General features: G+C 44.8%; 19 protein-coding genes and 1 pseudogene. All 20 read left to right on the top strand.

All coding sequences use genetic code 11. From position 1 onward, the window contains the following. Nucleotides 1–8: 8 nt before the first annotated feature. The 20 genes and pseudogenes from BMZ58_RS05105 (at nucleotide 9) to BMZ58_RS05010 (ending at nucleotide 22,777) form a co-directional block, all read left to right on the top strand. Nucleotides 9–1,181: a thiolase family protein gene (locus BMZ58_RS05105; protein WP_075035473.1), complete on the top strand. Its 1,173-nt coding sequence runs from the start codon at nucleotides 9–11 to the stop codon at nucleotides 1,179–1,181. A 76-nt stretch (nucleotides 1,182–1,257) separates the two neighbouring features. Further along, nucleotides 1,258–1,827, top strand: coding sequence for a TetR/AcrR family transcriptional regulator (locus BMZ58_RS05100; RefSeq protein WP_075035472.1), 570 nt, complete (start codon nucleotides 1,258–1,260; stop codon nucleotides 1,825–1,827). Nucleotides 1,828–1,898: 71 nt separating this feature from the next. Next, nucleotides 1,899–2,303, top strand: a complete 405-nt coding sequence (locus tag BMZ58_RS05095) for an acyl-CoA thioesterase (protein WP_075035471.1) — start codon at nucleotides 1,899–1,901, stop codon at nucleotides 2,301–2,303. Between the two features lie 21 nt (nucleotides 2,304–2,324). Then, complete coding sequence (locus tag BMZ58_RS05090; protein WP_244151494.1) at nucleotides 2,325–3,098, top strand: SDR family NAD(P)-dependent oxidoreductase; 774 nt, start codon at nucleotides 2,325–2,327, stop codon at nucleotides 3,096–3,098. A 73-nt stretch (nucleotides 3,099–3,171) separates the two neighbouring features. Continuing rightward, nucleotides 3,172–4,851 (top strand): long-chain fatty acid--CoA ligase, encoded by a 1,680-nt coding sequence (locus BMZ58_RS05085; RefSeq protein WP_075035469.1) that lies wholly within the window; start codon nucleotides 3,172–3,174, stop codon nucleotides 4,849–4,851. A 72-nt stretch (nucleotides 4,852–4,923) separates the two neighbouring features. After that, nucleotides 4,924–5,787: pseudogene (locus tag BMZ58_RS05080) on the top strand (branched-chain amino acid ABC transporter permease). Continuing rightward, entirely contained in the window at nucleotides 5,788–6,816 is a 1,029-nt protein-coding gene (locus BMZ58_RS05075) for a branched-chain amino acid ABC transporter permease (RefSeq protein ID WP_075035468.1), read from the top strand. A 2-nt stretch (nucleotides 6,817–6,818) separates the two neighbouring features. Continuing rightward, the gene (locus BMZ58_RS05070; RefSeq protein ID WP_075035467.1) at nucleotides 6,819–7,583 is read left to right on the top strand and encodes an ABC transporter ATP-binding protein; all 765 of its coding nucleotides are present in this window, start codon (nucleotides 6,819–6,821) and stop codon (nucleotides 7,581–7,583) included. After that, complete coding sequence (locus BMZ58_RS05065; RefSeq protein ID WP_075035466.1) at nucleotides 7,576–8,283, top strand: ABC transporter ATP-binding protein; 708 nt, start codon at nucleotides 7,576–7,578, stop codon at nucleotides 8,281–8,283. Before BMZ58_RS05070 ends, BMZ58_RS05065 begins: the two co-directional genes overlap by 8 nt. A 74-nt stretch (nucleotides 8,284–8,357) precedes the next feature. Beyond that, a complete protein-coding gene (locus BMZ58_RS05060) occupies nucleotides 8,358–9,587 on the top strand; it encodes an ABC transporter substrate-binding protein (protein WP_075035636.1) in 1,230 nt (409 codons plus the stop codon). Between the two features lie 335 nt (nucleotides 9,588–9,922). After that, nucleotides 9,923–11,290 carry a hypothetical protein gene (locus BMZ58_RS05055; protein WP_139207287.1) on the top strand — a complete coding sequence of 456 codons (1,368 nt, stop codon included), beginning with the start codon at nucleotides 9,923–9,925 and terminating at the stop codon, nucleotides 11,288–11,290. A 138-nt stretch (nucleotides 11,291–11,428) separates the two neighbouring features. Next, on the top strand, nucleotides 11,429–13,126 hold the full coding sequence (locus BMZ58_RS05050) for a sigma-54 interaction domain-containing protein (RefSeq protein WP_244151493.1): 1,698 nt from the start codon (nucleotides 11,429–11,431) through the stop codon (nucleotides 13,124–13,126). Further along, a complete protein-coding gene (locus BMZ58_RS05045) occupies nucleotides 13,123–14,055 on the top strand; it encodes a ketopantoate reductase family protein (protein WP_075035464.1) in 933 nt (310 codons plus the stop codon). The genes BMZ58_RS05050 and BMZ58_RS05045 overlap by 4 nt, the downstream gene beginning before the upstream one ends. Before the next feature lie 263 nt (nucleotides 14,056–14,318). Further along, the gene (locus BMZ58_RS05040; protein ID WP_075035463.1) at nucleotides 14,319–15,467 is read left to right on the top strand and encodes an acyl-CoA dehydrogenase family protein; all 1,149 of its coding nucleotides are present in this window, start codon (nucleotides 14,319–14,321) and stop codon (nucleotides 15,465–15,467) included. A 47-nt stretch (nucleotides 15,468–15,514) separates the two neighbouring features. Continuing rightward, complete coding sequence (locus tag BMZ58_RS05035) at nucleotides 15,515–17,479, top strand: TRAP transporter permease (RefSeq protein ID WP_075035462.1); 1,965 nt, start codon at nucleotides 15,515–15,517, stop codon at nucleotides 17,477–17,479. 22 nt (nucleotides 17,480–17,501) lie between these two features. Next, nucleotides 17,502–18,512 carry a TAXI family TRAP transporter solute-binding subunit gene (locus BMZ58_RS05030; RefSeq protein WP_075035461.1) on the top strand — a complete coding sequence of 337 codons (1,011 nt, stop codon included), beginning with the start codon at nucleotides 17,502–17,504 and terminating at the stop codon, nucleotides 18,510–18,512. 34 nt (nucleotides 18,513–18,546) lie between these two features. Next, nucleotides 18,547–20,175: a long-chain-fatty-acid--CoA ligase gene (locus tag BMZ58_RS05025; RefSeq protein WP_139207286.1), complete on the top strand. Its 1,629-nt coding sequence runs from the start codon at nucleotides 18,547–18,549 to the stop codon at nucleotides 20,173–20,175. Then, a complete protein-coding gene (locus BMZ58_RS05020) occupies nucleotides 20,156–21,019 on the top strand; it encodes a 3-hydroxyacyl-CoA dehydrogenase family protein (RefSeq protein ID WP_075035460.1) in 864 nt (287 codons plus the stop codon). Before BMZ58_RS05025 ends, BMZ58_RS05020 begins: the two co-directional genes overlap by 20 nt. Before the next feature lie 15 nt (nucleotides 21,020–21,034). Next, nucleotides 21,035–21,784 (top strand): electron transfer flavoprotein subunit beta/FixA family protein, encoded by a 750-nt coding sequence (locus BMZ58_RS05015; protein WP_075035459.1) that lies wholly within the window; start codon nucleotides 21,035–21,037, stop codon nucleotides 21,782–21,784. A gap of 12 nt (nucleotides 21,785–21,796) precedes the next feature. Next, entirely contained in the window at nucleotides 21,797–22,777 is a 981-nt protein-coding gene (locus BMZ58_RS05010) for an electron transfer flavoprotein subunit alpha/FixB family protein (RefSeq protein ID WP_425268644.1), read from the top strand.

The following is a 22,777-nucleotide window of genomic DNA, read 5'->3' as shown; positions in this document are numbered from 1 at the left end:
GTGGAAAAATGACACAAAGAGATGCAGTAATTGTATCAGCGGTCCGGACGGCGATCGGAAAGCAAGGGGGCGCCCTCGCAACCGTACCTGCTCATGTATTAGGAGCGGAAGTTATCAAAGAAGCGGTATCACGCTCAGGTGTAGAACCAGACGTGATAGAAGATGTCATTTTCGGAAACGTCTTAAGTGGTGGAGGGAATATCGCCCGATTATCTGCCTTGCAGGCGGGTCTTTCGATGAGCCTCCCAGGTTTGACCGTGGATCGCCAGTGCGGCTCAGGATTGAACGCGATCCATTTGGCGGCACAAGCGATCCAGGCAGGAAGCGGTGATGTGTATATCGCAGGCGGAACAGAAAGCATGAGCCGTGCCCCTTACTTGATGGATCGTCCAGAGCGTCCATATAGTCCTGTTCCTCCAAAGTTCAGAAAATCTCAATTATCCCCGAAGGAAGTCGGAGATCCGCCAATGGGGATCACAGCAGAAAACTTGGCCGAACAATATGAAATCCCAAGAGAAAAACAGGACCAGTTCGCCCAAAAGAGCCAGGAGAAAATGGCGATTGCGATGGAAGAAGGGCGTTTTGATGAACAAATCGTCCCTATAACCATCCCCGTCCGAAAAGGGGAGCCGGTTGTTTTCCAAACAGACGAACATCCAAGACCACAGTCTACCTTAGAAGGAATGTCCAAACTGCGGCCGGCGTTTAAGGAGGATGGATCTGTCACTGCTGCGAACAGTTCTGGTTTGAATGATGCGGCTTCGGCTCTTGGTTTGATGTCGAGGGAAAAAGCCCACGAGCTTGGTGCAACACCGCTCGCAACGGTGAGAGCCTGTACGGTAGCAGGCGTCGACCCAAATATCATGGGTATCGGTCCTGTACCTGCAACGCAAAAAGTTTTGGCACGTACTGGTCTCACCCTTGAAGATATCGACATCATCGAAATCAATGAAGCCTTTGCTGCTCAAGTCCTCTCCTGTCAGGAAGATTTAAACATGGACATGGAAAAGGTGAATGTCAATGGAGGTGCCATTGCCCACGGTCATCCCCTGGGGGCGACCGGAGCGATCCTTGCTACAAAAGCAATATATGAATTACAACGGCGTCAAGGAAGATATGCGTTGATCACTGCTTGTATAGGTGGTGGTCAAGGGATTGCCATGATTCTCGAGCGGGACTGATAGAATTTCATCGCTTTGGGGGACTTTAGGAATGTTATAATGTTATATCATCCCTAAATGAGAGGAACGTCAATCTATGAAACAGAAAATACTAGATACTAGCATCCATTTATTTGACAAAAAGGGCTTCACAGAAACATCCGTGCAGGAAATCGTCGAAGCGCTTGATGTAACCAAAGGTTCTTTTTATTATTATTTCAAAAATAAGCAGGAACTTTTGACGGATATCCATTTGAATTTCATCGAATTTTTATTGAGAAATCAGGAAGAAATCCTTCAGGATGAGTCCAAAAACTGCCAGGAAAAGCTGCGGGCAATGATCTTTATGGTTATCCACAGTATCAAGGGGCGTAAGAAAAGTGCGCGCATCTTCTTCAGGGAAATGCGGAATCTTGAGAAGGCCTACTTGGAGCAGAACGTTCAAAAAAGAGACCAGTTCAGGAAAAACTTCCAAACCCTTATCGAAGAGGGGATTGAAAAAGGCGAATTCCAAACCGGAATGAATCCTGATATGGTGACACGCGGCATTCTTGGAATGACGAATTGGAGCTACTATTGGTTCGATCCTGAAGGGGATATCTCTGCAGATGAGTTGACAACGATTTACCTTGAAATGATCTTGAATGGCATCAATAAAAAGGATTGATTGGTCGGTAAGGCCCTCTTGATTGGGCCAACTAGTGGGAATACTGACCGGTCGGAAGGGAGGCAGGATCCTTGACACATGAAGCAGAAGTAAGAGTCAGGTTTTGTGAAACCGATATGGCTGGTCATGTGAATAATACTAGTTACTTTATCTACTTAGAGGAAGCAAGAGGGAAGTTTTTCCGTGATGTCTTTCCTGAAGACTTGAATTCCGTCGGTCGTTTCATATTGGCTTCGACGAAATGTGATTATGTAAGTCAAGCCTATTTCGGGCAACATTTGACTATCGAATCCTGGATTACGAACATCGGAAACAAAAGCTTCCGTTTTAACCATAATATCCGGGTCAAGGATACAGGGCAGGTCATTGCTGAAGCGGAGGCGACGATCGTTCATTATAATTATGAAGAGCAAAAGAGTGAGTCAATCCCTGAGGAACTAAGGGCGATATTAGATTCACACTTAGCATTGAACTAGATGAAAAAGGAGGTGGATCGTTTGACTAGATTCGAAAATACGGTAGCTGTAGTAACAGGTGCCGGGAGTGGAATCGGAGAACAGACAGCTTTTCAGATGGCTCAAGAGGGTGGGAAAGTCGTCTTAGTTGGCAGAACCGTTTCAAAATTGGAAAAGGTGGCTGATCGAATTAACGAAGGTTTAACAGAGCCTCGGGCTGATATTTTTCAAGCAGATGTAACCAGAGAAGATGAGGTTAGTAAACTTGCAGATTTTGTTCAGAGAACTTATGGGGACTTGCATGTCGTCGTGAACAACGCGGGTACATCAGGGAAATCTACCATAATGGAAATGGAAGAAACAGAGTGGAATCGCATCCAAAATACGAACTTAAAAAGTGTCTATCTCGTCTCGAAAGCTCTCGGGCGTGTGATGGCTGAGTCAAGCGAAAAGGAAGAGGGGAACCGTGCGATCGTCAATGTCGCTTCCCTCTCTGGCCATAAAGCAGGAGCCAAGATTCCACACTACAGTTCTTCCAAAGCGGCAGTCATCAATTTTACCAAGTCCCTTGCATTGGAGTTCGCGCCTTATGGCATTCGAGTTAATTCTGTTTCACCTGGATTTGCGGAAACACCTTTGACCGAACAAGGCTTGAGAAATAAACGATTTGAAGAAGCGATTCAAAGAAATACTGCTTTAGGCCGGGTAGGGAAACCAGAAGAAATCGCCCAAGTCATCACCTTCGCTGCTTCAAAAGAGGCTTCCTATATGACAGGTTCGGACTTGCTTGTCGATGGAGGTTGGATGATCAAATAAGGCGCAAAAAATTTTGAAAATAAATGATAACGCTTACAAATGGTTGGTTGATTCTATAAAAAGGAGTGGTCTCTTGCAAACGAAGCATTATGAGTTTTGGCCGAAGTTGACGAAGTCCATAACTGTTCCGGAAACGTCTATTTACGACAATTTGAAGGTTTCGGCAACTCGATATCCTGATCACGAAGCTATCTATTATTATGGACAGACTATGACCTATCGGGAATTATTGAAGGAAGTCGATCAATTAGCTGGCTATCTTCAGCAGCTTTTGGATGTCGTTAAGGGGGAGAAGGTATTGTTGTTTATGCAAAACTCCCCACAGTTCATCATCGGTTATTATGCAATTTTACAGTCTGGTGCAGTAGTAGTACCCATCAATCCGATGTTGAAGACGGCTGAGCTCGAATTTTATGTAAAAGATTGCTCAATCAAAACAGCAATCGTTGGACAAGAACTTGCTGATGTAGTCAGCCCTCTCCTGGAAAATACAACGTTGAGCGATATGGTGGTTGCAGCTTATTCAGATTATAAAGGGGAAGGTCATGACGAATTGTTACCGCCGGAAGTTGCGGCACCGAGGGCAACATATGAGGATGTCCATATTCATTCCTGGGCAGATGCGATGAAAGTTTGGACAGAAACCCAGAATCGGGAAGTTTCTGCAGATGATTTGGCTGTATTACCATACACATCTGGTACGACAGGACTTCCGAAAGGGTGTATGCACACCAATCGGACGGTCCAGGCAAATATCATGGGGGCGTTCTACTGGGCGCGTGCGACGACCGATTCGAGGACGCTGGCTACCTTACCTTATTTTCATGTCACAGGGATGGTTCATAGTATGCACATGCCGATTTTCAGTGGGAATAAAATCGTCATCATGACAAGGTGGAATCGGGAAACCGCCAGGCAGTTGATCCGGGATCAGAAATGCAGCCACTGGGTGACGATCAGTACGATGCTGGTTGATTTCCTTGCCAATCCTGAAGTGAAAGCAGAAGATCTCCGTTCCTTATACGCTATTTCAGGAGGGGGAGCCGCTTTTCCTAAAGCGTTAGGTGAAAAACTTTATCAACTGACAGGACTGGAATTTGTGGAAGGGTATGGCCTTTCGGAAACGATAGCTCAGACACACTTCAATCCACCTGATCGACCGAAACTGCAATGCCTCGGCATTCCTTCCTTTGATGTCGATGCACGGATTATTGATCCGGCGACGAATGAAGAAGTGGAACCAGGAGAAATCGGAGAGATCGTCGTCAATGGCCCTCAAGTGATGGTCGGTTATTACAATCGTGAAGAGGAAAATGAACATGCTTTTATCGATATCGAAGGAAAGTCCTTTTTCCGGACGGGAGATATCGGCCGCTGTGATGAGGAAGGATACTTCTTTATGGTTGATCGCTTAAAACGGATGATCAATGCTTCCGGGTACAACGTCTGGCCGACAGAAGTTGAATCAGCTTTGTATGATCACCCTGCCGTCCAGCAAGCATGCGTTGTCGGCGTTCCAGATCCACGTAAGGGGGAGAACATCAAAGCGTTCGTCATTCTGAATGATGGATATGAAGGAAAAGTGACAGAAGAAGATATCGTCGAGTGGTCCAAAGAGCAGATGGCAGCATACAAGTATCCGAGAATCGTCGAGTTCAAGAAGGAATTCCCGACTACGAACAGTGGTAAGATTTTATGGAGAAAACTGCAAGAAGAAGAGCGGGAAAAAAGTCACTCCGACCAGCAGGGCTGACCAAAGTTCCAAGCGCTCTGGTACATCCAGAGCGCTAAAAGCTTCAAAAATGAAGGGTAAAGGAGAAGTTCAATGGATATTTTAGCACAGCAACTTTTCAATGGGCTGACGATTGGCAGTGTCTATAGCTTGGTCGCTCTCGGTTTGACCCTCGTCTATGGGATTTTGCATATTCCCAATTTCGCCCATGGTGCCTTATATATGCTTGGCGCTTATATTACGTTGACCATGATGCTTTTGTGGGGTGTCCATTATTGGGTGGCGATGGCTGTTTCCGTCCTGGTGGTTGGCTTGCTCGGCGTGATTATGGACAGGCTCGTCTTCCATCCACTCCGCAATGCTCCGCCGATTCATGACAAGATTGCAGCCATCGGGATCCTGTTGTTTCTGGAAGCTTTTGCCCAGTTGATATGGGGAGCAGACTACCGGACGATGGAAACGCCTTATGGTCAAGTCATCGACCTGTTCGGTATGACCGCTACGGTGCAACGAGTATTGATCAATATCGGGGCGATTGCTGTTATGGTCCTACTTTTTCTGTTTTTGAAAAAGACCTATATCGGTTCGACGATTATTGCTATGGCTTAAAACCGGGAGGGAGCCCACCTCGTCGGAATCAATACGAATAGAGTGGCGATGTTGACATTTATGATTTCCGGTGGGTTAGCTGCTATTGCTGCTTCTTTATCCGCACCTATCAACCTTGTTTTTCCCGGTATGGGCCACCTCGTCATTTTAAAAGCTTTTGTCATCATTATTATCGGTGGGATGGGCAGTGTACCAGGTGCTATTCTGGGTGGATATATCCTTGGTTTCACGGAAAGTTTGGGAGCTACTTATATATCGAATGACTACAAAGATATCATTGCATTTTTACTGCTTGTGGTCATTTTATCAATCAAGCCAAAAGGATTGTTTACCAGGGAGGGATTTTAATTGGGTTCACTTCTCAAAAAGAGAGGATGGATCATTGGCTTCATTCTCGCTGCTGTTCTCTTCCCATTTCTTTCACAAAATGACTACTTTCTACACATTATGACGCTTGCTTTCATTTGGATGATTGCGGTTTATGGACTGAATTTGCTTGCTGGTTATACAGGGTATTTATCTCTTGCCCATGCCGGTTTCTTCGCGATTGGTGCTTATGCTTTGGGACTGCTGACAGTCAAAGCTGGCTTAAACTATTGGGTATCTCTTGTTCTTGCCTGTCTATTGACAAGTGCCATTGGTGCCGTTGTCGGGCTGGTCGCTTTAAGGACGAGGGAGCATTTTTTCGCGATCTATACATTGTGTGTCGGTTATATCATTTACCTTGTCATTGATAAGTGGGATAGTCTGACAGGCGGTGTCCGTGGCTTGATCGGAATCCCTGCTCCTACGAATATCGGTCCCTTATCCTTTGAGACTCCTCTATCCCAATACTATCTCATCTTATTTTTCTTATTGCTCACCGTATTCGTCATGTACCGCATCGTCCATTCTCTGACAGGCCGGACTTTTATCGCGATACGGAATAGTGAGGATTTGGCTCAGACAATCGGTATTTCAACGATGAAAAATAAACTGTTAGTATTTGTTATCTCTACATTCTTTGCTGGCCTTGCCGGTGCACTCTATGCCTCTTTCATCCGGTTCATAGGCCCGGATATCGGTTACATCACTATCATCTTCGATTTGCTTACGTATTTGTTAGTAGGCGGAATCGGCACATTGGCAGGTCCGATTGTAGGAACATTCCTTATCGTGACCGTATCTCAATCCCTTCAATTTCTACAAGACTATCGTATGTTGATTTTCGGTCCGTTATTGACGTTATTGATCATTTTTTATCCACGAGGAATCGTCGGAGCCTATCATGACTGGCGGATGAAAAGTTGGGCGAAGAAAAAGAAACAGACGGAAAAGAAACAAAAATATGTCCAGCAACAATCACGAGAAACGGAGAAAAAGATCAAGGAGGGATGATAGTGCTGATAGAAACAAAGAAACTGACGAAGAAGTTCGGTGGGTTGGTTGCTGTCAACGAGGTGGACTTTACAATTGAAGAAGGTAAAATCAATGCAATCATTGGACCGAACGGGGCAGGTAAATCTACTTTTTTTAATCTTCTCAGTGGTTCTTACTCTCCCACTTCGGGACGGGTCATTTATAAAGGGAAAGACATTACGAAACTCCCTCCTAATAAGATCGCCAAGCTTGGGGTCGCCCGCACTTTCCAGACGACGAATCTTTTTGAGCAATCGACGGTGCTGGATAATGTGATCGTCGGCCATAGGTTAAGGACGGAGTCGAATATACTAGATGCGGTGTTAAGAACAAAACGGTTCAAAAGGGAAGAGAAGAAGTGCCGGGATAAAGCGATGGAGGTATTGGATTTTGTTGGATTGACTCATGTGAGGGATCAGCTTGCAGGGAGTATCACTCAGGAAGAGAAAAAGCGTGTTGCCTTCGCATTAGCTCTAGCCACTGATCCGGAAATCGTCTTCCTGGATGAACCTACCGCGGGTATCAACCCTGGCGAAACCGAAGGATTGGCGGAGCTGATGGAAAAAATGGTGAAGAAGCAAATCACGGTTTGTTTGATTGAACACAAGATGAAGATGATCATGAAACTTGCAGATAAAATCATGGTGTTGAATTATGGAGAAAAAATTGCAGAGGGGACAGCGGAGGAAATCATGAATGATCAGGCTGTCATCGAAGCGTATTTAGGAGGGGACGCGAGTGCTTGAGTTATCCCGCGTTTCGGTTGATTATGGTGGATTTACTGCTGTCGAACATGTGGATATCACCGTAGAGAAAGGAGAATTGGTCGTTCTTCTAGGTTCCAATGGTGCAGGGAAGAGTACGATTTTCAATGCGATCAGCGGGCTGCAAAAACCGAGTGAAGGCCAGATTGTTTTTGAAGAGACCCTGCTTCAAGGGGTGGCTCCGGATAAAATCGTTCAGTCAGGCATCGTTCAATGTGCGGAAGATCGGAAGTTGTTCCCGCAGATGACAGTCAAGGAAAACTTGATCATGGGGGCTTATATTCATAGGAGGAAGCGGAAACAGGTCAACAGCTCTTTGGAAGAAGTATTTGAGCTATTCCCAATACTATATGAGAAAAGAGCGAATGCAGCTGGATCTCTGAGTGGGGGACAACAGCAGATGCTTGCGATCGGGCGTGCGTTGATGGCAAAGCCTAAATTGATGCTGCTGGATGAGCCATCCATCGGTTTGGCACCATTGATCGTTGAGCAGATGTTCGAGGTCATCCAAAAGATCAATAAAGATGGGACGACGGTTCTGTTAGCCGAACAAAATGCTTTTGCAGCTTTGAAAATAGCTGACCGTGGTTATGTTTTCGAAAGTGGTTCCATTGTCGTCAAAGGAACTTCCGAAGAACTGTTAGCAAATGATACGGTTCGAAGGGCTTATATTGGTGCCTGAAGATAAATTTTTGCTGAAAGGGGAAGGCTCGTTTGTTTAAGGATGGGAAAAAACAAACCATGGGAGGAACTCAAATGAAATTTATCAAGTTATCCGTTTTTTTGTTGGTATCCACGTTATTGTTGGTGATGGCGGGATGTATCGATAACCCTTCGAACGAGGCGGCTGGTGGTGAAAGCGGAAATGAGGTTGAAACCGAAACAGAAGCACCAGAAGTAGAAGAAGGAGAAGAGGTTGTCAACATCGGATACAGCGGACCTTTAAGTGGACCGGCTGCTTACTATGGCGAACGGACATTGAATGGTGTGACAATGGCCGTGGAAGAAATCAACAACAATGGCGGGTTCGAAGTAGATGGCCAAAATTATAAATTCAATCTGGTCTCCCTGGACGACAAATATTTGCCGAACGAAACAGCAGCTAACGCCAAACGTTTACTGCAGGAAAACGAGGCACCCATCATCTTCTCTCCTCACAGTGGAGGAATCAAAGCAATGCAAGTGTTCAATGAACAGGAAAACTTCCTGATTGGTGCCTATACGAGTGAGCCGGATGTCACGGAAGCAGGAAATGGACTGACTGTCCGTATTCCGCCGAGTTATGATGGTTACTTGGAGCCTTTCACGAACTATGCGATGGAAAACCATGGCAAGAAACTCGCAGCACTTCCGACGGCTTCTCAATATGGGAAGGATTGGACAGAAGCGCTTGTCCCTCATTGGGAAGAACAAGGTGGAGAAGTGGTCTATAATTCTTCCATCGACTTCTCGAAAGATACCGATTTCTTCACTTTAGTTACAAACGCTTTGGAAGAAGATCCTGATGTTTTATTCATTGGCGGTCCTTCTGAACCAACTGCGAAAGTAGCTAAGCAAGCGAGAGAGTTAGGGTTTGAAGGTGGGTTCATCATTATGGACCAGGCCAAGCTTGATGAAATGGAGAGTGTAATAGGCTCTTATGAAGATTTGGAAGGATCTGTAGGCGTGACCCCTTTGGTGAACTCTGACTATCCTGGAACGGCAGAATTCATAGAAAAATATAAAGAAGAGCATGGTCAAACTCCAGGTTCGGAAGCAGGGTATCACTATGTCGCTATGTACACGTTCATGGAAGCGATGAAGGCAGCAGGATCCGTAGATGATCCAGAAGCCATCCGTGCCCATATGCAAGATGGTCTTGATGCTTTGCCGGAAGACAAACAAGTTTACACAATTGAAGAAATTGGAGAGAACGGCGGGTTTACGACCAAACTCCGCATCGCGGCTGTAGAGGATGGAGAGGTTGTAACCATCAACGTAGATTAGAGATATGGTCAGATTAGACAGAAAATTATAAAAAGTATATAATCAAAGAAGGCATTCACTTCTAGAAAGATCACCTCTTTCATGATCCGTGAATGAGTCAGAAAATCATTTAGCATAAGGAAACTGTGATTCTATGGACTCCGCATTCGACGTGTGGATCTTTAACGTAGATCGAAGCCAGTTATATCAAGATTCCTTTGATATGGCTGGCTTTTATTTTGAATAAGAGAGAAAAAGGAGGATGATCTACCGATGGATTTCGATTGGAAAGGAAAACGAGAAATGGGCAAGAGGCCTTATTCAAATGAAAAGGAAGAAGTTAAGTAGCTGGTCTTATGTCAGTACTCACTTGGAAGTCAGGGGCCATATTGGCGATGTGCTTGTTCTATCTTATTTATTTTTTCTTTCCCTTTCCAGCCCTTTTCTATGTGTTATCAGGGTTTTGTCTAGCTGTTTATTTTTCCAGTGTCCTGAATGTTAAAGGAGTAGCGAGGTTCATTACTCTCACACTCTTCTTATTGGCCTTATTGATCAATTGGAATACCAAGGATGCCCCTTTTGAGATAGGTCTTGAAGGTATCCAGCAAAACTTGCCACTGCTAGCGTTGATCAGCCTGGTCCCAATGCTTTCCATTCCATTAAAAGCGGGCGGTTATTTTCATTCGATCAAGCATTTTATGAGGAAATGGGAAGATCAGCCGAGGCTTGCTTTCTTCGGCCTTTCTAGTTTTCTGGCATTGATCAGTCCGATTTTGAACATGGGATCTGTGAAAATCGTCCATGAAATGGTAGATAAGTTGAGAATCAATCCAATGATCCTCGGGAAATCCTATTTGATCGGCTTTACTTCCTCTATGCTTTGGTCGCCGTATTTTGCATCGGTGGCTATTGTTTTACATGAAGTCGGAGGCCGGTTCAACCAATATATCGTCCTCGGGATGGCGGTTGCACTTCTTCAATTAATAATCGGAAATTTGCTTTTCCTACGGTCCTCAAAAAAACTTTACGGAAATGGAAAACGAGGGAAAGAAGACCTGACTGGAGAGGTAGAAGACGATCAAGTTCACAGGGGAAATTTGCTGAAAATCCTTTGTATGCTTGTCGTAATGATTTTCTCATTATTGATCTTAGAACATGTTACACGTATCTCTATGTTGACACTAGTCAGTCTGATCGCTGTCTTTGTTCCTCTCTTATGGGCTGCGGTGTTGAACCAATGGAAGGTGCTAGCGACCGAATTCGAAGGCTATTTACGGAAGATTTCCCATATGGATCATGAAATTACTCTGTTTTTAAGTGCGGGATTGTTCGGCCTTGCCATTAGGAATACAGTGTTCGCCGATCAGCTTCAATCCTTCTTGATGGGATTTGCGGAACAATCTTTGTTGCTATTCGTCCTGATCATTTTTTTAGTTGTCCTGTTCTTTGCTTTTATCGGTGTCCACCAGATTGTTGTCATTCCCATTCTGGCAAGTCAGGTATCTGCTTCCAGTGTAGGGATGTCACCAGAATTTCTGGCCTTGATATTCATCATGTCATGGTCTATCACAGCTGTTTTATGCCCTTTGAACGCCATTAATATCATAGTCAGCAATTGTTTAGAGAGGAATGGGTTTACAATAGGCTTCCGATGGAATGGAACATATGTCATGAGCCTGGTGAGCATTTTGATTGTCGCCCTTACAGTGTATGGCTTGTTCTGATTTAAAGCTGGATAACATGGTGTCCAGGGTAATTCGATGGTTCGTTCATTTCCGGTCGTCGGTCACTGTCATGGAACAGTCTTGATAATGGTAACAACCTGAAAGTCAATCTCAAGCTATAAAAGAGGTGAGGAAATCTTGGAACTGATCGATCGTATGGAACACATTCCACTTCCAGCTATTATCCTTGATCAGAAAGGCGAAATACTTTCCTTTAATGAATTAATGGAGTCGAACATTGAGCATGAGTTGAGCATAGGAACGAGTATTAAAGAAATTTTTCCTACCTGGGATGTGAAGCCGACGTCTAAGATGATCTTGGCGGAAGATGGAAAAAAAAGATATGTATTCATCCGGAGCTCCACATACGATGATCATGCCCACTTGTTTGTCGGAACAGAAACATCTGAATTATCCGCTTTGAAGAATGAAAATGAAGATCTGAAAAGATTGACCCGTGAGCTGGATGCGATTATAGAGAATTCTTATGATGGCATCTATATAACCGATCATAAAGGGGTTACCTGGAAAACGAATTCAGCGATAGAAAGGATTACAGGGATTCCAAAAGAGTATTATATAGGGAAAAATGTGGATGCCCTGATCAAGAGGGGGATTCTGAAGAATTCTGTTACCCACCGGGTCGTCAAGCAGCGCCGGATCGTTTCTCTCGTACAGGAAAACTATGAGGGAAAAGAAACACTGATCACGGGAGCACCAGTTTTCAATGAAGATGGAGAAATTGAAAAAGTCGTCACTAATATCAGAGATTTGTCAGATTTGAATGAACTTCAAACAAAGTTGAGCAGAATGAATCAATTGAATGACAAGTACAAAAAGGAACTCGATCTCTTAAAAAATCGAACGTCTCGATTAGAAGGCCTTGTCATTCAAAGTGAACCCATGAAAAGGATTTATGATACAGCGGAAAGGATTGCTCACGTTAACGCGACCGTGTTGATTTTAGGAGAAACAGGGGTAGGGAAAGACATCCTTGCCAAGCATATTTTTAAGGAAAGTGCCCGTTCAAGAGAAGGTGAATTTATAAAAATCAATTGCGGGGCCATTCCTGCAGATCTATTGGAATCGGAACTTTTCGGTTATGAACAAGGAGCCTTTACAGGAGCAAGCCAAAAGGGAAAGCCTGGAATGTTTGAAATGGCGGATAGAGGGGTGCTTTTTTTAGATGAAATCGGGGAATTGCCTCTTCTATTGCAAGTGAAGCTCTTAAGAGTGTTGCAAGAAAACGAAATCCAGCGTATCGGCGGCACAAAACCTAGAAAGGTAGATGTCCGTATTGTTGCGGCAACGAACCGGGATTTGAAGGAGATGGTGGAACAGGGAGAGTTCAGGGAAGATCTATATTATCGACTGAATGTTCTTCCGATATCGATTCCCCCTTTGAAGGATCGTAGGGACGATATCCTTCCATTAATCGAAATGTTTATGAAACAGGCCAACGAAAAATATGAAATGGATAAGCGAATCGATTCAAAACTGAAAGACTTCTTTTTTTCCTATAAGTGGCCAGGGAATATACGGGAAATGTCCAATTTAATTGAGCGACTGGTTGTGACGACCCCGGAAGACACCATCCAGATGGAAAACCTTCCGCCTGAATATCAAGAAACGACGGACATAACCATCATGCCGTCTTCCATTCTTCCTTTAAAGGAAGCAGCCGAATTAGCGGAAGAAAAAGTATTGAAGCTGGCTGTAGAAAAGTATAAAAACACCTATGACATTGCCGAAGCCTTAGAGACGAGTCAACCGACTGTTGTAAGAAAGCTTAAAAAGTATCATTTACGGATTCCAAGAGGGGACGTGATCGATTGAAAATAGGCATAGCTGGAGCAGGGGCCGTTGGATGTTATTTTGGAGGTAAATTATATGAAGCGGGGCATGAGGTGACATTTTTAGCCAGAGGGGAACACTTGAAGGCCATGAGCCAGCAAGGTTTATCGATCCAAGAAGAAAATCGGGACTTTTCAGTCGATGGCTTTTTCACTAATGATGTGACTGCCTTAGCAGATGTTGAACTTGTGCTCTTTTGTGTGAAATCGAGCGATACGAAAGAAATGGCGGAACAACTGCAGGCTGTCCTCGATGAAAAAGCGCTGGTTATGACGATGCAGAATGGTGTGGAAAATGAGGAAATTTTGATAGACGTGTTTGGTGCCGAACGAATATTATCTGCTGTCACTTATATTCAAGCCTCTGTCGATGAACCTGGAAAGATACGTCAACAAGGGAGGGTGAAGTTGGTTATCGGAGAATTGGACCCTTCGACAGACATAAAGAGTGGTGTGGTTTCGCTTTTACAAGAAGCGGATGTGGACACAGTCCCTTCAGGAAATATTTTGGCAAAGAAATGGAACAAACTAATGTGGAATGCCACCTTCAACCCACTTTCAGCGCTTTCTGGAGCACGGGTGGGCGAAATTTTGGATGATGATCAGCTTAGGCAAACAGCGGAAACCATTTGCAGAGAGGTCATTGATGTAGCGATACATAAAGGATTGCCGGTAGATGCCGAAGCTACTATCTCCCAAATTTTTTCCCGTGCTGAAATTGCCAGACAACACAGGACGTCTATGTTGCAAGACCGCCTCCGGGGGAAACGAATGGAAGTCGAAGCAATGTGCGGTTATATCACAAAACAGGGAGCTCTTTACGGACTGAACACACCTGCCATGCAGTCGATCTACAGTGCCTTGAATTTTGTCAATCAACAACAAGGTCGGGCACCCCAGTTGAAAACGTGATTCACTTTTGAATCACGTTATTCAAAAATGAATTGATTTTTAGGAGTTTGTCCATTTAACGATTCACTTTTGAATCTTCGAATGGTTGAATGACACCATCCAGAGAATTTTCATCCCCTGACCACAAAAAACATAAAAAATCTTTTTTTAAGCATAGCCTGCATTTGCAGGTTTTTTTTATGGTTTATTTTTTAAAAAAGCTAAAGTTGGCATGGAAATTGCATGTATTAGGGTGAAGGACAAAAACGGAAAGGATGTTACAAATGACGGCAACGATTACAGATGAAATAGAACAAATGAAAGTGATGATCCGTAGTTTTGTGGAAAATGAAGTGGAGCCATATGCCCAGCAAATTGAAGATGAGGATGCTATTCCCCCTCATTTAGTAGAAAAAATGAAAGAACTTGGATTGTTCGGTATGAGTATCCCGGAAGAGTATGGGGGGATAGGCCTCAATGCCGTCGGAAAAGCGATTGTGCTGGAGCAGTTGGGAAGGACCCATAATGGATTTGTATCCCTTATCAGTGCCCATACAGGAATCGGCAGCACCGGATTGGTCAAGCTGGCGTCTGAACAATTGAAGCAAAAATACTTACCTGCCATGGCAACAGGAGAGAAGATCGCTGCTTTTGCTTTATCTGAACCGGGAGCAGGGTCTGATGCAACGAATCTAGCCACACAAGCGGAGAAGAAAGGGGATCATTGGGTGGTGAATGGAACTAAACACTTCATCACGAATGCTCCTGTAGCAGATGTGTTCACAGTCTTTGCCTTAACAGATAGAGAAAAGGGGGCCAAAGGTGGAATCACAGCCTTTTTAATAGAGAAAGACTTCCCTGGCTTAATCGTTGGTAAGAAAGATAAAAAGATGGGCTTAAGAGGGTCCTATACCGCTCAAGTCATTTTTGAAGATTGTATCGTTCCTGATGAAAATGTCATAGGTGAAGTCGGGATGGGGTATATCAATGCTCTGAGAATCCTGGGTGAAGGACGGATCGGCCTTGCGGCTAGAGCGGTAGGATCCTGTGACAAGCTGATTGAACTTTCCGCAAGCTATGCAAAGGAACGAGTGCAGTTCGGTAAACCGATTGCTGAGAACCAGGCGATCCAGTGGATGTTAGCGGATATGGCTACAGAAACGGAAGCAGCAAGAACATTGACGATGATGGCAGCAGAAAAGGTGGATGAAGGTAAAAAAGTGATCAAGGAAGCATCTATGGCGAAACTGTTCGCGTCTGAAGTCTTCAATAAGGTTGCTGATAAGGCCGTTCAAATTCATGGTGGCATCGGCTATATAGGTGAATATCCAGTGGAACGCTTTTACAGGGATGCTAGAATAACAAAAATTTATGAGGGCACAAACGAGATTCAACGTCTGCTGGTTGCCAGAAGAGTATTGGAAGAAAATTAAACGGTTTATTGTAAGCGTTAACAATACTGGTTTGGAGGTGAACAGAAATGAGCATGGAAGCGAGGGACGTCAAAAAGTTGGACACGACCATAAAGGAAAAGCCAGCCCATATTGAAACGCTTTGGCAGGAGAGAAAGGAAAAATGGAATGGGCCGCGCTTTTTCATCCTGGCCATCAGCCTGCTTGCCATCGGGTTATCCATTTTTCACGTGTATACAGCAGGTTTCGGTACGTTGCCATCTTGGCAGCAACGGAGTGTCCACGTCCTCTGGGCTTTGCTGCTGATTTTCTTGTTGTTCCCTTTTAAAAAGGGGAGCAAATTCGGCTTTATGGATGTACTCATTGTGTTGCTGACTCTAGTGACAGCGTATTACATGATTACAGGTGCTGAGATGATTCAAAGCCGGCAAGGAAACATCAGTGATAGTGATGTGATTTTCGGAACGATTTTCATAGCTCTTGTTCTAGAAGCGACAAGAAGAACGAATGGTGTTCTTATGTCTTTGATCGGGGTGTTTTTCTTAGCCTACATCTTCTTAGGGAGGTACTTCCCAGGTGCTCTGGCGCACCCTGGTGTCAGATATGAGAAGATGGTCGATCATATGTTCAATGGAACATTGGGGATTTTCAGTGCCCCGATTTATGTCAGTTCAACGGTGTTGATTCTGTTCGTTATTTTCGGCTCGTTTTTGATGAAGTCGGGGGGCGGGCAATTCTTCACAGATTTCGCTTTTGGCTTGTTCGGTAATAAAACTGGCGGACCTGCTTTGTCTGCTGTAGGATCAAGTGCCCTTGTAGCGACCATCACAGGGAACGGGGCTGCCAATGCGGCCATCACCGGTTCCTTTACGATCCCGTTGATGAAGAAGTTAGGGTATAGTAAAAGGTTTTCTGCAGCTGTCGAAGCGGTGGCCTCCCAGGGTGGTCAAATCATGCCGCCGATTATGGGAGCATCCGTTTTCATCATGGCAGAGACCATCGGACTACCATATATCCAAATTGCTCTGTTCGCGTTAATTCCAGCGATCATCTACTTTTTCATCGCAGGTATGGTCGTTTACTATCATGCCAAGCGTTTAGAGATGGCCGGGATTCCGAAAGAGCAACTTCCAAATTTAAAAATGGTATTACTGAAGCAAAGCTATCTATTTTTGCCGATATTATTGATCATCGGTTTGATGATTTATGGATACAGCCCAATGAAAGCAGGTTTTTATGCGATTGTTGCGACAGTGGTTCTAAGCTGGATCAGAAAAGCGACAAGAATGAGCCTATTGGATATTTTAGCTGCATTAGAGAACGGGGCGAGGAATGCGTTGGTCGTGGTTGCGGCATGTGCTACGGCGGGGATTATCGTCGGTGCCGTTTCGTTGACAGGTCTTGGCATCACTTTTTCGAGATTTGTCATTGATGTGGCTGGCGGCTCACTCATAATGCTGTTAGTCCTCGTTGCTTGCGCTTCGATCATCATGGGGATGGGGATGCCGACAGTTTCTGCATATGTCATCCTTGCGGTCCTGGGTGCACCTGCCTTGATCGACCTTGGTGTTAACGTGGTAGCTGCCCACATGTTCGTTTTTTACTTCGGCGTTCTTTCTGGTTTGACACCTCCTGTTGCTATCACTGCTTATACGACAGCGGGCATCGCTGGGTCAGATCCTACGAAAACCGCTCTGTATGCGATAAAAATCGGACTAGGCGGATTCTTTATTCCGTTCCTTTTCGTCTATAACCCAGAACTGCTTCTTCAAGGTGGGGATACGAGCCAAATAGTCATAGCAGTATCCAGTGCTTTATTGAGCTGTTTGTTCTTTGCTGGTGCATTGGAGAATTATTTCCTTGGTCCTTTAGGCATTTGGAAGAGGCTGATGCTGTTCGCAAGTGCCATATTGTTGGTGATGCCGGGTCTAGTAGGTGACTTGATCGGACTTACTCTAGTCATATTCTTGATCTTATGGCAGAAAAAATCTTCCGCTTACGTTTCGGAAAGCTCTAAACAAATGAGTGGCTAATCCCAAGAAAGGTGGATTTTCAATGAAAAGAACAATGGTTTTTTTGTTGACTGTATTGTCTAGTTTCATCCTTTTGGCCGCATGTAGTGATAGTGATGCGACGTCAGGAGCAGGGGACAAACCGTCAGCACCCGACAAGTTCCTGAAAATCGGCAGTGGTCCGATGGGGTCAGGTTGGTATCCGATTACTACAGTGATGACGGATGTATATATGGATGGGTTTTCAGGACTGAACGTTTCACAAGTGGAAGGTGGTTCGACCGCTAACTTGAAATCTCTGGAGGTCGGAGATATTCAAATGGGTCTGAATTACACGTCTGATTTCACCTCAGCTATCGATGGAGGGGAAGGCTTTGATGAGCCATTAAGTGAGATTTCCGCTATTGGTGCTTTATATCCCGTCTATCAAACAATAGCAACGACGACGGACAACGAAGACATCAATTCCATAGAAGATATCGTAGACAAGCATATTTTCCTCGGCCCTAAAGGAGGAGGCGGCCCGGTAGCATTTTGGAACATGATGGCAGAGTATGGCATCGATGAATCGACGATTGAAGAAGCCGGTGGGGAAATTTCTTACGGGAATTACTCTGATGGTGCCTCCATGTTAAAGGATAACAATGTGGAGGTTTTTGTAGGAGGCGGAGCCCCTTTCATTCCAGCATTACAAGAGATAGAAATCACTAAACCGATCAAAATTATTCCTATCGAGGAAGACAAGCTGCAGAGCATCGAGGAGAAAGGAATAGGTATTGCTTCAGGAGAAATCCCTGCGGATACTTATGAAAACATGGACGAGGCGATTCCTACCTACACAATGGTGACGATGCTGACAGCACGGAGTGATATGGAGGAAGATTACGCCTATAACCTAACCAAATTATTTTGGGATAATATCCCGGAATTTGAAAGTCAAATACCAGAGAGAGCGAAGCACTTCACTGTAGAAACAGCTTTGGATGGAATCGACCCAGAAACCTTGCACCCAGGAGCGAAAAAATACTATGAGGAAGTTGGAGCCTTAGAATAGGGACGCACACTATAGCCTGAGGGGGGGAGTCGGAGTGAATCAATTAGTGAATCGTAAATGGTTTGAATTTTATCCAGCTGAAATGAAAAAAGGGATCTCTTACCCTGAAGTTCCGTTGTACAAATTGTTAGAGAAGACTGTGGAAGCGTATGGAAGTCGGGCGGCTGTCATTTATGAAGAGCGAACCATCAGCTATAAAGAATTGAAGAAGAAGGTGGATCAGCTTGCCGGTGCCTGGGACCGTATTGGTCTGGCAAAAGGGGACCGCATCGGTTTGATGGTGTCGAACCATCCCGACTATATTATTGCTTACTATGCAGCTCAAAGGCTCGGCTTGATCGTCGTCCAGATCAACCCTCGATATACCGCAAGGGAATTGTTGCAGATCATTGATGACGCAGACATGAACTTTTTAGTCGTCGAGGATGAGCACCTCTCAACCGTAGAACAAGTGGAAGATATGTGTGACTTGAGTCAGGTGTTTGTGGCGAATGGAGGGGACAGCCAATCCAACTCCATCACTCAACTCATCGAACAGGCGGTTCCATTGGAAAGAGACATCCCTATTTTCGTAAAAGAAGATGTAGCGGTGATTCAATACACAGGAGGAACAACAGGGAAAATGAAAGGAGCTATGCTCACACACTTCAACCTTGTGGCGAATGTGGTGCAAAGTCATGCCATGTACGGGGAGAGGATGGTGAAGGGAAAAGAAGTTGTTTTGACCGCCACCCCACTCTACCATGTGTATGCCATGACAAGTGCCATGAATCTAGGAATCTATATAGGTGCCTCTATTCTATTAATTCGTAAATTCGTGGTAGAAGATGTGCTTGATAAGATTAAAAAATATCAGCCGACTTTTTTTCCAGGTGTCCCGGGGATGTATAACGCTTTTGTAAATCATTCCGATGTAGAATTCTTCGGGCTTGATTGTTTGAAGTTTTGCTCAAGTGGGTCCGCACCTTTGCCTGTAGAAATCATCAAGCGATTTGAAAGTTTGACGGGGGCTGTCATAGGTGAAGGGTTCGGATTGATAGAAGCCTCTCCTTCTACCCATAGAAATCCTACGTTTGGCGTAAGGAAAGTGGGGAGTATCGGAATTCCTCTTCCTGGAACAGACAGTAAAGTGGTCAATGAGGAGAATCAGGAGCTTCCTGAAAATAGCGTAGGGGAGCTGGTCATCAAAGGTCCGCAAGTGATGAAGGGATATTGGAGGAAAGAAGAGGAAACAAGTCATGCTTTAAGGAATGGCTGGCTATACACTGGAGATTTGGCTATGACAGATGAGGACGGCTATTTCTATATTGTTGGACGAAAGAAAGAGATGATTATCAACGGTGGCTTCAACATTTATCCGCAGGAAATTGAAAGCGTTTTATATGAATATCCGGATGTGAAAGAGTCGGCAGTAGTCGGGATTCCAAATCGTGAAAAAGGTGAAATCGTCAAAGCATATATCGTTGCGAAAGATGGTCATACCATCGACTTAGAAGAATTGAAAGGCCATTGTTACCGCAATTTAACGCGTTATAAGGTACCGAAGCAATTTGAAATCACGACAGAACTGCCAAGAAATACAGTCGGAAAACTGTTGAAGCGGAAGCTTATAGAAGCAGAAAACCAAAAGGAGGATGACATAAATGGAATCCAATCCCATTGAGAAAGTAGCAGTCATCGGCGCAGGAGCCATGGGGGCACAAATCGCCATGGTTTGTGCACTGGAAGGCTTCCCTGTGTATCTGAACGATTTAGATGAAGCGCGTTTAGAACAAGCGCGTGGAGAATTGGAAAGAAGGATGGACCGGAGCATCGAAAAGCAACGACTAACAAATCAGCAAGTGGAGGATGCGTTTGGACGATTGGAATTGGGGACGGATCTTACGTTTGTCAGTGATGCCGATCTTGTGATTGAAGCTGTTGTAGAGAAGCTTGATGTGAAGAGGGAGCTGTTCAAGAAGCTGGATGAACTTACTCCTCCCCATACCATACTCGCTACAAACAGTTCGACCATTGTCAGCTCTAAAATAGCTGATGCAACAAATCGCCAGGACAAAGTATGTAATCTTCACTTTTTTAATCCACCGCTGGTCATGGAACTTGTAGAAGTGGTGAAAGGTCCGCATACCTCAGAAGAAACAGCACAACAAGCTTTTAGATTCGTTGAAGGAATCAACAAAACACCGGTCCTGCTGAAAAAAGAGATTTCTGGTTTCATTGCCAATCGTATTCTCGGGAAGCTGATGGATGAAGCTGTCTTTTTACTGGAAAATGGTTATGCCACACACGAAGAAATCGATACCGTCTGTACGAAAGCGCTGAACCATCCCATCGGTCCTTTTTCTTTAATGGATTTGACTGGTCTTGATGTGAATTATTTCGTCCGGATGCAACGTTATGAGGAATCCGGGGATGAAGCAGATCGACCGGCGAAAATCGTGGAGGAAAAAGTGAACAAAGGGGAGCTCGGCCGGAAAACAGGAAAAGGTTTTTATCAATATAGCTGAACAGGGGGAAGCACGATGAAAATCTATGTCCTCATAAAACGTGTATGGAAACTAGAAGGGAATTTTCACATCGAGGACGGGAAGCTCGATGAGAGTCATTCCTCTTATATGATCAATCCTTATGATGCATGTGCTGTTGAAGAAGCCGTTCGCTTAAAACAGAAATACGGAGGAGAAGTCATCGCTATAAGTGTGGATAGTGGGGATGCTGCTGGTCCATTACAAACGGCGTTAGAGATGGGAGCAGACCAAGCGATATGGATCGATCCAGGTAAAGGAAGCGGGGATGCATTCACAACCGCACACGCACTTGCGGATTTTTTCGAAGGTGAAGAAGCGGATGTGATCCTTGCTGGCCCCGTATCTATCGACGAAGGCTCTGGCCAAGTAGGCCCTGGACTTGCCGAACTGTTGGAGATTCCTGCTCTGACGAATGTCACCAACCTGGAGTTGTCTGGAGAAAAAGCTATCTTGAAGCGCGAGGTAGAAGGAGATAAGGAGATGGTGATCACGTCCCTTCCTTTTCTTATGACCATAGTCGAACGGTTGGACTCCCCTGCTCCAATGCTTGACATCAAGGATGCGGAAAGTAAATCGCTTGAAAAGTGGACCTGGAAGAATAAGAGGTATGTTAATGCGAAAACAGAAACGATTGACATCCTTCCCGTCTCAAAGAAAAAAGGAAAACGGCTGGAAGGAGATGTCCGTCAGCAAGTCGGAGAGTTGATGGACATTCTTCGGCGCGAAGCGAAAATATTCCAGTAAGGGAGTGGGTGAATGGTGAATAGAAACGTGTTAGTCCTTGGGGAACTGAAGTCAGGAAGCCTGAGGAGCGTATCATTTGAGGCGATTGCTGCAGCGCAGGAGATCGCTGGTAATGGCCAAGTTACAGCTATTCTCATAGGAGAAGAAATACAGGGGTATTCAGATGAGATGATCGCTTATGGAGCCGATCGTGTCCTGACAGTAGAGCATAAAAATCTTAGAAATGCTACGTCAGATGGATATGCTCAGGCTCTTTTTAAAGTGATGGAGGAAGAGCAGCCAGACGGACTGGTATTTGCACATACAGCACTTGGTAAGGACCTTGCACCAAGAGTCGCAAGCAGGATGGATGCAGGGCTGGTCTCTGATGTGACAGGTATTGCCAGGGAAGAGGAAACAATCGTTTTTACACGGCCGCTTTTTTCTGGAAAAGCAATCGAGAAGAAGGTAATTACAGAAGGCTTGATGATGGCGACGATACGTCCCAATAATATTCCTCCACTTGATAGGGATCCATCCCGGTCAGGGAAGGTCGAATCGATTGATATAGAAATCGAAAATTTACGGACGATGGTCAAGGAAATCATCCACAGCAAAAGCGATGGAGTGGATTTATCCGAAGCGAAAATCATTGTTGCCGGTGGTCGAGGTGTGAAAAGTGCGGAAGGATTCGGTCCCCTTCAGGAATTGGCTGAAGTTCTCGGTGGAACGGTCGGTGCTTCTCGAGGAGCGTGTGATGCTGGCTTCTGTGATTACTCCTTACAAATTGGCCAGACAGGGAAAGTCGTCACCCCGGATCTCTATATAGCGTGTGGAATCTCCGGAGCTATCCAGCACTTAGCTGGGATGTCCAATTCAAAACTCATCATAGCGATAAACAAAGATCCAGAGGCGAATATCTTCCATATAGCAGACTATGGGATTGTAGGAGATTTATTCGAAGTAGTTCCTGCTTTAGTAGAAGAAGTGAAGCAAATGAAGGTTGGTGTATAA

Source organism: Halobacillus dabanensis (assembly GCF_900114165.1).
GTDB lineage: Bacteria > Bacillota > Bacilli > Bacillales > Halobacillaceae > Halobacillus > Halobacillus dabanensis.
This window is presented reverse-complemented; position numbering and strand designations above follow the sequence as displayed.

Coding starts and splice junctions, on each gene's coding strand:
- BMZ58_RS05105 (WP_075035473.1), top strand. CDS start 9: ATGACACAAAGAGATGCAGTAATTGTATCAGCGGTCCGGACGGCGATC.
- BMZ58_RS05100 (WP_075035472.1), top strand. CDS start 1,258: ATGAAACAGAAAATACTAGATACTAGCATCCATTTATTTGACAAAAAG.
- BMZ58_RS05060 (WP_075035636.1), top strand. CDS start 8,358: ATGAAATTTATCAAGTTATCCGTTTTTTTGTTGGTATCCACGTTATTG.
- BMZ58_RS05055 (WP_139207287.1), top strand. CDS start 9,923: ATGTCAGTACTCACTTGGAAGTCAGGGGCCATATTGGCGATGTGCTTG.
- BMZ58_RS05040 (WP_075035463.1), top strand. CDS start 14,319: ATGACGGCAACGATTACAGATGAAATAGAACAAATGAAAGTGATGATC.
- BMZ58_RS05035 (WP_075035462.1), top strand. CDS start 15,515: ATGAGCATGGAAGCGAGGGACGTCAAAAAGTTGGACACGACCATAAAG.
- BMZ58_RS05030 (WP_075035461.1), top strand. CDS start 17,502: ATGAAAAGAACAATGGTTTTTTTGTTGACTGTATTGTCTAGTTTCATC.
- BMZ58_RS05020 (WP_075035460.1), top strand. CDS start 20,156: ATGGAATCCAATCCCATTGAGAAAGTAGCAGTCATCGGCGCAGGAGCC.
- BMZ58_RS05015 (WP_075035459.1), top strand. CDS start 21,035: ATGAAAATCTATGTCCTCATAAAACGTGTATGGAAACTAGAAGGGAAT.
- BMZ58_RS05010 (WP_425268644.1), top strand. CDS start 21,797: ATGGTGAATAGAAACGTGTTAGTCCTTGGGGAACTGAAGTCAGGAAGC.